Raw genomic sequence first — 10,861 nt, 5'->3', positions numbered from 1 at the left:
TGGTCTGCGGCGACGAGAACGCCGTCGCGGTAGATCTCGCCGAGGCGCACCAGGGCGCCAGTGTTTCCAAGCTCAGCCGCGCGGGTGTAGTAGTCGATGGCCTTGGGCCCGTCGATGGGCACCGGTCCGCCCCGGCTGTAGATGTCACCGAGATTTGTCAGAGCGCCTGCGTCGTTTTCTAAAGCGCGTTTTTCAAGTTCGGCTATCCGTGCTCCATCTGTGGCCGGTGAATTGGTGGCCGCCAGACTGCTGGACACCACGATGCTGTTGATTGCAATTGCCGCTACCAAACCCACTACAAAGCGGTTTGCGCAAACTTCATGATGCAAAATTGATTTCATGGGCTATTCCATCCTTTGTGATTGATAGGAGTAGTTAAGCGAAATTTAACACGGATTATTACGTGCAATCAACTTATCTTGGAAAGCAATCACATTTGTTACTATTTAGTTGCGGCTCGTTTCCGAGGCAGATCGAACCGGCTACTTTTTCGGATCGGTTTAACAACAGGCCGGCATCCGGAAATGCAGCGCGGTAGCCGGATTCCTGATCCCGCACGGCGCCTCTTGTTGTACTCTCGCCGATGATCGAATTGACCGCAAGTTTCGAGATGCTGGTGACTGAGATCTAGGGCCTGTTGACAAAGTGGATTCCCAAATCAGCAGAAGCAGGCACGAAGCACTGGGGATGAACGGAGCGCGGCGAACTGTTTGAACTCCCCGGGCATGTTAACGCTCGATCAAAGTCAAACTTGGTTCAAAATGAAAACTATGCCAATCAAAGCCGGGCCGCATCCGCGCCTCGTATAACAACGCATGAATCTATATTCCAAAGGTAGAAGAAAATGAATAGGTCGAGCATCAAGATCGTGCCGCTCATCATGGCCGGCGGCAAGGGAACGCGGCTTTGGCCGCTGTCGCGCGCAGCCGCTGCGAAGCAGTTCATCCGCTTCCTCGGCGAAGAAACCTTGCTGCAGAAGACGCTGGCCCGCGTCTCCGACGAGGCGATCTATGAAGCCCCTGTCATCGTGACCAATGAGGACTTCCGCTTCCTCGCCGCCGAACAGGCACGCGAGATCGGTATGGCGCTCGACGGCATCATTCTGGAGCCCGAGGCCCGCAACACGGCAGCCGCCGTGGCTGCTGCAGCTGTTATCGTCGGTGAGCGCCATGGCAGCGACACGCTGATCCAAATCCTGCCGTCCGACCACGAGATCACCGTCGACGATACCTATCGCGACTGCGTGCAAAAGGCGGCCAAGGCTGCCCGGAACGGCAAGATCGTCACCTTCGGCATCACCCCCACCGAACCCGCGACCGGCTATGGCTATATCGAGATCGGCGAGGATCTGGGAAGCGGCGTCCACAAGGTCTCGCGTTTCGTCGAAAAGCCCAAGGCAGAGGTCGCCGAAAAGATGCTGGCGAGCGGCAACTACGCCTGGAATTCCGGCATGTTCGTCTTCTCCGCCGGTCAGATGATATCGGAACTGCAGGCGCTTGCGCCCGATGTTCTGGCGGCCGTCGAGAAATCCGTTGAACACGCCAAGGGCGACCTCGACTTCACCCGCCTGGATGCCGAGAGCTTCGCCAAGAGCCCCAGCATCTCCATCGACTATGCCGTGATGGAAAAGACGCCGAATGCGGCGGTTGTCCCCTCCCCGATCACCTGGTCGGACCTCGGCAGCTGGGATGCGATCTGGAAACTCGCTGGCGGCGATGAAAACGGCAATGTTATCAGCGGCAATGCCACCGTGTCCGACACCCAGAATTCGCTGATCATGTCGCGCAACGCCCATCTGGCCGTCCAGGGCATGGAAGGTGTCGCCGTCGTCGCCTCGGAAGACGCCGTCTATGTCGGCCGCCTCGACCGGGCTCAGGATGTCGGAAACCTCGTCAAGCTGCTCGCCGCCAACAAGGACACGGCGCATCTGACCGAGAACCACCCGACGGCACTACGCCCATGGGGCGGTTATACCTCGATCCTGAACGGTGACCGCTTCCAGGTGAAGCGCCTCTTCGTCCATCCGGAAAAGAAGCTCTCGCTGCAGAAGCATCATCACCGCGCCGAACACTGGGTCTGCGTCAAGGGAACGGCGGAAGTGACGATCGACGATAAGGTCACCGTGCTGCACGAGAACCAGTCGATCTACATCCCGCAGGGCTCCGTTCATCGTCTGGCCAATCCGGGCAAGATCCGGCTCGAAGTCATCGAGGTCCAGACCGGCTCCTATCTCGGCGAGGACGACATCATCCGCCTCGTGGACGAATTTGGCCGCAGCTGATTTTCGGCACAATCGAAACTAGTTGGCCCGGCGGTTTCCACCGTCCGGGCCGCTTGCTTTATGGCGCTGCATTGCAGCTGCGATGTCAAGCTCCTGTACGGCATGGTTTTTTGGACCTTCGCCGTTCTGTTCTTCAGGTTTTACAAACGAACCCGGAAAACACCATCTGTCGACCTATTGGACTTTGTGTCCATGAATACGGATCACTTGGACAAGGACCGAAACAAAACCGACGGACCCGATTGGCAAAAAACCACCAAGCTGCTTGCGTATAACTCCGGAAGGCCTCTGCGAAGATCAGGACAGATCGATCAAACAATCCGAACAGAAGTCACAAAACGCATTGACTACCGAGCCCTTGCCGCCGCAATCAGTTCCATGACCCGGAGAAGTAACGCTTCGGCACGACCCCGGTTTTCGGCTTCTACGCAGCAACGCATTTCGGGTGCATTTCCTGAAGGCCTGATATGCACAACCTCACCGGCATTGACGGTTATACGCAGTCCATCGACATCCGATACATGGGTGATCCGGCCAATCGGCTCAAGAAACTCGGCAAGTTGGTCAGGACCGGCTCGCAAACGTGTCATGAGTGCTGCGCTCTCTTCTATCGGAAAGGATTCGATGCGATCAGAGAGCGCTACGGGCAGCTTGAGCGCGCTGACCACCAAAGAAAGCCGTTTCCTTTGGCTGGCTGCGGTGTGCAGGGCGACCAAGATCGGCAGGAAGCTGTCTCGTGTCGGCAGCGGCTGAAGAACGCGTCCGATACAATCGATGGTCGATGCCAGGAGGACGCCCCCGTTGGCCTCGAAGCCCATGACGCTGTGACTGCTTGCCTCACAGGCACCAGCCATGCCCTCAATGACATAGGGAGACCCGACCTTCGTCCTAATGACACGGTAGCGGCCGGAAGTCTCGACACCTGAGCTGGAGGTCACAGGAGTTGCTACAACATCGGCAGACAAGAAGCGGGCAACCAAGACACCCAATGCGTCTCCGCGCACCACATCACCGTTTTCGTCGGTGACCAGCGGTCGATCACCATCACCATCTGCCGAGACGATCGCATCCAGATGATGCATATCAGCCCAGTGCTTGAACAACTTGACCAATGACTCAGGCACGGCTTCGGTATCGACAGGAATGAACTCATTGGAGCGGCCGAGCGGTATGACGTCGGCGCCATGGTACTTCAATACAGATACGAGGGTGTCTCGCGCGACCGTAGAGTGTTGATAGACCCCAATTCTCAGCTTAGTCAGGGCCTTTTCCGGCAGCAACATCTTGTTGCGCTCAAGAAACAACAGCTCCGCATCCTGCTCGACATCGAAGCGCCTTGCCGGTGAGATATCCTGAACCTCAGTTAGCCGATCCAAGGCAAGCGCCGTGATGGCGCCTTCATCCGCTTTGGTGATCTCACCATGCGGAGTATAGAATTTGATCCCATTTCGGTCCGCTGGAATATGTGACCCCGTCACCATAAGGCATGCGGCCTTATTCGACATGGCGTGCAGCGCCAATGCTGGCGTCGGCAGGAAGCCACAATCGACCGGTGACAACCCGACTTTTTCAAGCGCATTCATACAGGTCACCATGATCTGCGGCGTGGAGAGGCGAAGGTCTCCGCCAACATAAATTTTGGATCCCAAACGCGCCTGCTTCGTCGATAGCAGATAGCCTCCGAAGGCCATGGCATATCGTGCGGTGTCCGGGCCGAGAAGATCCGAGACAAGGCCACGTAGGCCACTGGTTCCAAATTTCATGTTATACCTTTCGCTATAAGAGAGGGGTAAAGTCCGAAACTGAGCCACCCCTTAGAGCTGGTTTCAACGATACGCGGATGAAGAGCCGGCAGACGAGGTTTGCCTACTCCGCTCACATGGCCGTGGACGCAAAAGCTATGCCATGTATGAGAACATGAACCGATTGCTCATCCGGGAGCATTGGCACCGATCAGCTATCGAAGTTGCTGGACGAGCGCCTTCAGCTGATCCTCGATTGCCGGGCGTATATCCGCGCGTTCGATCGCAAAGGCGACGTTTGCGAGGATGAAGCCGTCCTTGGCGCCACAGTCGAACGTCTGACCCTTGAAATGGTAACCGGCAAAGTCCTGGCTCTGGGCCAGCTTCAGCATGCCGTCTGTCAGCTGGATCTCGTTGCCTGCACCACGTTCCTGGGTTTCGAGAATCTTGAAGATCTCCGGCTGCAAAATGTAGCGGCCGTTGATGAAGAAGTTCGAAGGGGCTTTACCCTTAGCCGGCTTTTCGACCATCTGGGTGATCTTGAAACCGCCTTCGAGGGCTTCACCCACACCGACGATGCCATATTTATGGGCCTGCTCGGGCGCGCATTCCTCGACCGCAACGATATTGCCGCCAGTCTTCTCATAAAGTTCGACCATGCCCTCGAGGCAGGCCTGTTCTCCGCGCATAATCATGTCGGGAAGAAGCAGGGCGAACGGGTCGTGTCCGACGATGTCGCGGGCGCACCAGACGGCGTGTCCGAGGCCAAGCGGCTCCTGCTGGCGTGTGAAGCTTGTCTGGCCGGCCGTCGGCTGGAGCTGATCAAGAAGTGACAATTCAGCGTTCTTGTTGCGGGCCTTCAGCGTTTGTTCGAGTTCGAACTGAATGTCGAAGTAATCCTGTATCACAGCCTTGCCGCGACCGGTGACGAAGACGAAATGCTCAATGCCGGCCTCAATGGCCTCATCAACGACATACTGAATGACCGGCTTGTCGACGACGGTCAGCATTTCCTTCGGAACGGCCTTGGTCGCTGGTAGAAAACGGGTGCCGAGACCGGCAACGGGGAATACGGCAGTTCTGATCAAAGAGCGGCTCAAGGTCAAATTCATCCCCAGAAAAGGTCGATAGGTGAGAAATACTTCAGCAAGATCATCGCTTACAATAAGAGTCATAACAAATCGTAATGCACGATCATGAGATTCGGCTCAGCCCAATTTCTGGACACTGCGAGATCACAGTCCCTGTCAACATGTTGACTTCCGCTATTCATATTTCCAAGCTTGGCGTCCCAGGACATTGATGACTGCTACCCCCATCCTCGTCGTCGGCGGCGCCGGCTATATCGGCTCGCATACCTGCCTCGCCCTCTCCGAGCGTGGTTATCTGCCTGTCGTCTACGACAACTTCACCTCGGGCCATCCGGAATTCGTCAAATGGGGCCCGGCCGAACAGGGTGATATCCGGGACAAGGCGCGGCTGAAGGAAGTGCTGGCCAAATACCAACCGAAGGCAGCGATGCATTTCGCCGGTCTGATCGAGGTCGGCCAGTCCTTCAAGGAGCCGGAACACTTCTACGACGTGAACGTCTCGGGCACGCTCAGCCTGCTGCAGGCCCTCAGTGAAGCCGATATCCGCAACTTCGTCTTCTCCTCGACCTGCGCCACCTATGGAGCGCCGGAATATCTGCCGCTCGACGAGAAGCATGGCCAGAAGCCGATCAACCCCTATGGCCGCACCAAGCACATCGTCGAACAGGCGCTGGGTGACCTGAACCTCTGCGGCCGCATGCGCTCCGTCATGCTGCGCTATTTCAACGCCGCCGGAGCCGACTTCGAAGGCCGGATCGGCGAGTGGCACTCACCCGAGACTCACGCCATTCCGCTCGCCATCGAAACGGCACTCGGGCGCCGCGAGTTCTTCTCGATCTTCGGCGAAGACTACGACACCCGCGACGGCACCTGCATCCGCGACTATATCCACGTCAACGACCTTGCCGATGCGCATGTGAGGGCGGTCGATTATCTACTTCAGGGGGGCGAGACGATCGCCATCAACCTCGGCACCGGCAACGGCACGACCGTCAAGGAGCTGATCTCGGCCATCGAAAGGGTCTCCGGCCGACCCATGCCGGTCAAGCGCACCGAACGGCGCCCAGGCGATCCGCCCGGCCTCGTGGCCAGCAATGCGCTTGCCCGCGATGTGCTGGGCTGGGACCCGAAACACGGCATCGACGACATCATCCGCACGGCCTGGAAGTGGCATTCCAGCTTCAACGGCCATGCAGGGTGAATGAACAAAGGCCAGTTGCGATGACCGCGCCGACGGCAAAGAAGACGAAGCTGACATGTTAAATCAATGCTTTCATTAACCTTTCCACGTAACCAAGTCTTCACATTCATCTTGCCCAAGCGGCCGGAACGTACTGAGATAGGCCTGAACACGGAGGACAAACATGACCAGATTCATTGCACAAAGTCTTCTTGATCGCCTTGAGCGCGAATGGCGTATGATTGACCCGGACCGCCGGAGCGCGACCGTCTCCTTGCCGAGAGAGGAGAACAGCGTACCCACTCGCAGGCTGCGCGTCGGCCGTTTCGACGACGCAGAGGCGAATATCGATTAAACGGATGGTATCTTCGCACGCGTGTTGGATAGGCCGCCTAGATTAGGAGAATGGACACCTCGATTTACCCCGATTTCCTGCGTTGACGGTGCAATCTGAGCCTACCGCCGCTTTCGGCGGTGATCTTTGAACTGTCAGTATTCGCATTTCCGCCCCTTGCGGGGCGGCCGTTATCATGCGGTGGCACGGCGACCTTCGTGGAAGACGTATCGGAGCATGTTGTAGGCGATGTTGGGCATGCCGATCTTCACCTTGGCCCTTCCAATCCCGATGGTCCTGATGAAGAGCTTCATCTTGTCCTTCTGCCTTGCAAAGACATGCTCGACAGTGGCCCTGATCCTGGATCGTCGCCCGTTCGCCCGCGACGTCGCCTCCGGCATTGGCTTGCCCTTCGGCTTTCGCTGGTGGATGTCCGACTTCAGGCCGTTGTCCTGCAACCACTCCTCGTTTGTCTTCGATCGATAGGCGCTGTCAGCCCAAACCGTTGAGGCGGTATTGTCTTTGGTCACGACATTCCTGAGCTGCGCGCCGTCATGGGCCGCCGCACTGGTCACCGTCCATCCCCGGATAAAACCATGCGCCCGGTCGATGCCCGCGTGGTTGTTGTAACCGAACATCGGAATGGCGATGTCATGGGCCTTCGTTGGTGCTGATGTCGGCGTGTCCGTCGGCTGCTTCGCCTTGGAATACTTCACCGTCCAAGGCGCATCTCGATCCTTCTGGGCAAGCTTGGCGGGCTTCTCCTTCCACGTCTCGGGTATCTCACCGGATTTGATCGCTTCCTTCTCGTCCTGGCTGTTGTGCTGCCTCGAAGCCTGGATGATCGTTGCGTCGATGATCTGCCCGCCCTTGGCCAGATATCCGGACCGCGACAGATGTTTGTCGAAGCGGGCGAACAGATTGTCGATGGCACCGGCCCGCACCAGGCTTTTGCGAAACAGCCAGATCGTCTTAGCGTCCGGCACCTTATCGGAAGGCCCAAGCCCTAGAAACCGCCCTATCGGCGATGCAAGCATCGCCTGTCGGGTGAGACATAAACGAGAGCCGATCCTGGATGACGAACTCGCCTGGTCGTCGGAGAGATTGTAGAGCGCCCGGAGCACCAGGATCTTGAACATCAGCACCGCAGGAAATGGCGGACGCACGCCCTTCGATCCATCCGATCGCTTCAGCGCCTTGGCCAGTGGCTTCTCGAACACAGGCCACGGGATGATGCTGTTCAGCTTCTCAAGCGGGTCGCCCACGGCGCTCAGCCGCTCTTAGCGCTCGTCAAGATCAAAGAGACCAGGCTGTCCCCGCATCATCCGCCCCCACCAAATCAAGCATGTCGGATTGAATCACGATTTCCCAAAAATGGGGAGGTTTTTAGAGGCGTCCGAATAACAGCGTATCGCTCCCATACATAGCGTGAGAGACAAGAGGTTCGAATGTCTTTGGTCACGCACAACAAGCTGCCGGCTATCCGCCTCAAAAGACGGCGCCGCTGACTAACAATTCAGCGACAGACTTTCGGCCCTGACCACTATCAGGCCTCCAGCCGAGACAATGCGTTGTTCAAGGCCGGCGACCCTGAAAGCATTTTCGATGGCCCAGCCGAAACGACAAAAATCCGACCAGACAGGATCGATATCGTCGATACAGTCGGCGGAGGCTACAAGTCCGGCGCAGTCTTCCTCAGTCAATCCCAAGATGCACGCGTGAGCGCCGCGCTCCTGAAGATCCAAGGAGAGATCCAAGAACCTTTGGTCCATATCGAAATGCATGATCGCTCAGCCCCCATCACGATGAACAGACATTCCTCAATTATTATGGATGGGTCAATTATTATGGGGTCAGATCGTAGCGGCAATGCTGCCGATGGTTAATACGACCAAGGAAATCTCAATATTTTCAAGCTCTCTCAAAAATAGAAAACATATCGGATGCATAAATGACCGAATGCAAAAAAGAAAAAGAAGGCTTGAATTTCAATCACCAATGCTCACAACGGCCGGTAGACAAGAGAGTCGTCTAAAATCGACGCGCAGGATCGGGACTAAATCTGCCTCAGGCGGCCGATGCTGCGAGGGCAAATTTTCTGTCGGTTTATACTGGCATCGATGCGGACGACCGCAATTCTAAATGGGAGTGACGGATGGACATTGATGGCTCGATTATCAGGGCGCTCGTGCTCGGCCTGATTGAAGGCCTGACCGAGTTTGTGCCGGTATCATCAACCGCCCACGTGCTGCTGGCAGGCCATTTCCTCGGCTTCGCGTCGCCCGGTAACACCTTTGCGGTGCTCATTCAGCTGGGTGCCATCCTGGCGATCTTGAGCGTCTATTTCGCGAAGCTCCTGGGGATTGCGTTGTCGCTGCCGACGAGCGCTGAGAGCCGTCGTTTCGTCGGGGCCGTGCTCCTCGGCTTCCTTCCGGCGGCCGTGATCGGCGCGCTGGCCCATGACTTCATCAAGACGGTGCTGTTCAAGACGCCGATGCTGATTTGCGTGGTGTTGATCCTCGGCGGTTTCGTACTGCTCTGGATCGACCGCCTGCCGCCGAAGCCGAAGTATCACGACGTTACCGAATATCCCTTGTCGCTTGCCTTCAAGATCGGGCTTTGCCAGTGCGTGGCGATGATTCCGGGCACCTCGCGTTCGGGGGCGACGATCGTCGGGGCCTTGCTGCTCGGCGCAGACAAGCGCTCGGCGGCGGAATTTTCCTTCTTCCTCGCCATGCCGACCATGCTCGGCGCCTTTACGCTTGACCTCTACAAGAACCGCAATGCGCTCACCGTCGATGACACCATGATCATCGCGATTGGTTTTGTCGCGGCCTTCATCTCGGCGCTTATTGTCGTCCGGGGTCTCTTGGATTTTGTCTCAAAACGGGGCTATGCGCCCTTTGCCTGGTGGCGGATCGCTGTCGGCACGGCAGGCATTATCGGGTTGATGATCTTCGGCTGAACCGCTCCATCAGTGCTTATTCTTATCGCATAAAAATTCAATTGCCTGATCCGCCATGGGGTAACCATGTTCATATACGATGTCTTCAACATCGAGTTGAACGCTGGCCAAAATCACCTATCTTTCCAATATGGGAAACAAAGAACCGCTCGATTTCTCGAAGGATCTTGACAGGACATTGGGGACCGCGGAAGACGCGCCCAACGCCCTAAAACAGACATTGCCCAAGTCTGAGGCAAGCCTGTCATTTGCTGAAGCCATGTCAGCTCTGATCAACGAGGCCTTGCGTCTTGGCTACACGCGAACGGAGGTTGCCCTGGCTCTGGGCGACGCCATCGGCAGCCTAGATCAGACCGCAGATGATGCGCAAGATGATCGGTCAGGATAGGTCGTGACCTTTCCCCCAAGTTTTATCCAGTTTTGAGTTCGCTCCGGCGGTTTTGGGTTGTTGTCTTTGGGGCGGTGGCGGCGTGTTGCGGTGCGGAGCCATTCCGGCTGCGCAGCACCGCATCACGTCGCAGGTTGATGGTCTGAGCGAACTCGGCCGGTGTCAGCCAACCGAGGCCGGAATGTGGTCGATGATCGTTGTAGTCGCTTCGCCAGCTTGAGAGCGCTGATCGGGCCTGGCTCAGTGACGAGAAGAGCGTCTCGTTCAGCAGCTCATCCCGCAGTCGGCCATTGAAACTTTCGATGAAGGCGTTCTGGATCGGCTTACCCGGCGCGATGTAGTGCCATTCTACCTTGGCCCGATCCGTCCATTGCAGGATCGCATTGCTGGTAAACTCGCTGCCATTGTCGCTGACAATCATCTTCGGCTTGCCGCGCTTCTCGATGATCCGGTCGAGTTCACGAGCAACGCGCAGACCGGAAAGGGATGTGTCGGCGACAAGACCCAAGCATTCCCTGGTGCAATCATCGACGATCGTCAGCACCCGGAACCTGCGGCCATCGGTGAGTTGATCCGACACAAAGTCCAGCGACCAGCGATCATTGGCCGTCATCGGGACCAGCATCGGCGCACGTGTGCCGATCGCTCGTTTCCGACCGCCGCCCTTGCGCACCGTCAGCTTCTCCTCCCGATACAGCCTGAAGAGCTTCTTGTGGTTCACATGGTGCCCTTCGCGTTTGAGCAGTACGTGGATGCGTCTGTAGTTGAAGCGACGGCGATCATCGTCACTGCGTCTGTTTTCAAGAGCTGGCTCGGTTTGTCTGAACAGCTTCGGGCGTTTCGCTAAGTGGATTTCCGCCTCGATTATGCCGCCACCATC

Annotated in this window: 9 protein-coding genes and 1 pseudogene; 5 read left to right on the top strand and 5 right to left on the bottom strand. The window is 57.1% G+C overall.

Annotation, left to right across the window (positions count from 1 at the left end):
* Positions 1–341: pseudogene (locus H6M51_RS23360) on the bottom strand (sel1 repeat family protein); the annotation flags it as partial.
* A gap of 503 nt (positions 342–844) precedes the next feature.
* Between H6M51_RS23360 and H6M51_RS23355 the strand changes: the two are divergent.
* Positions 845–2,281, top strand: coding sequence for a mannose-1-phosphate guanylyltransferase/mannose-6-phosphate isomerase (locus H6M51_RS23355; protein WP_185812193.1), 1,437 nt, complete (start codon positions 845–847; stop codon positions 2,279–2,281).
* Between the two features lie 347 nt (positions 2,282–2,628).
* Here the strand turns inward: H6M51_RS23355 and H6M51_RS23350 are convergent, their stop codons facing one another.
* Both H6M51_RS23350 and galU read right to left on the bottom strand, forming a co-directional pair.
* A complete protein-coding gene (locus H6M51_RS23350) occupies positions 2,629–4,044 on the bottom strand; it encodes a phosphomannomutase (protein WP_185812192.1) in 1,416 nt (471 codons plus the stop codon).
* Between the two features lie 194 nt (positions 4,045–4,238).
* Positions 4,239–5,123, bottom strand: a complete 885-nt coding sequence (gene galU, locus H6M51_RS23345) for a UTP--glucose-1-phosphate uridylyltransferase GalU (protein ID WP_246780661.1) — start codon at positions 5,121–5,123, stop codon at positions 4,239–4,241.
* 202 nt (positions 5,124–5,325) lie between these two features.
* Between galU and galE the strand changes: the two genes are divergently transcribed.
* Together galE and H6M51_RS23335 are read left to right on the top strand one after the other, a co-directional pair.
* The gene (gene galE / locus H6M51_RS23340; protein ID WP_185812191.1) at positions 5,326–6,315 is read left to right on the top strand and encodes a UDP-glucose 4-epimerase GalE; all 990 of its coding nucleotides are present in this window, start codon (positions 5,326–5,328) and stop codon (positions 6,313–6,315) included.
* A gap of 163 nt (positions 6,316–6,478) precedes the next feature.
* On the top strand, positions 6,479–6,649 hold the full coding sequence (locus tag H6M51_RS23335; protein WP_185812190.1) for a hypothetical protein: 171 nt from the start codon (positions 6,479–6,481) through the stop codon (positions 6,647–6,649).
* 173 nt (positions 6,650–6,822) lie between these two features.
* Here the strand turns inward: H6M51_RS23335 and H6M51_RS23330 are convergent, their stop codons facing one another.
* A complete protein-coding gene (locus tag H6M51_RS23330) occupies positions 6,823–7,902 on the bottom strand; it encodes an IS5 family transposase (protein WP_246780662.1) in 1,080 nt (359 codons plus the stop codon).
* A gap of 297 nt (positions 7,903–8,199) precedes the next feature.
* Between H6M51_RS23330 and H6M51_RS23325 the strand changes: the two genes are divergently transcribed.
* Together H6M51_RS23325 and H6M51_RS23320 are read left to right on the top strand one after the other, a co-directional pair.
* Positions 8,200–8,514 carry a hypothetical protein gene (locus H6M51_RS23325; protein ID WP_185812189.1) on the top strand — a complete coding sequence of 105 codons (315 nt, stop codon included), beginning with the start codon at positions 8,200–8,202 and terminating at the stop codon, positions 8,512–8,514.
* Between the two features lie 269 nt (positions 8,515–8,783).
* Positions 8,784–9,593 carry an undecaprenyl-diphosphate phosphatase gene (locus H6M51_RS23320; protein ID WP_185812188.1) on the top strand — a complete coding sequence of 270 codons (810 nt, stop codon included), beginning with the start codon at positions 8,784–8,786 and terminating at the stop codon, positions 9,591–9,593.
* Positions 9,594–10,003: 410 nt separating this feature from the next.
* Here the strand turns inward: H6M51_RS23320 and H6M51_RS23315 are convergent.
* Positions 10,004–10,861: IS3 family transposase (locus tag H6M51_RS23315; protein ID WP_246780660.1), on the bottom strand; the 858-nt coding region annotated here is incomplete at its 5' end.

Source organism: Rhizobium sp. AQ_MP, assembly GCF_014237835.1.
Lineage (GTDB): Bacteria > Pseudomonadota > Alphaproteobacteria > Rhizobiales > Rhizobiaceae > Allorhizobium.
This window is presented reverse-complemented; position numbering and strand designations above follow the sequence as displayed.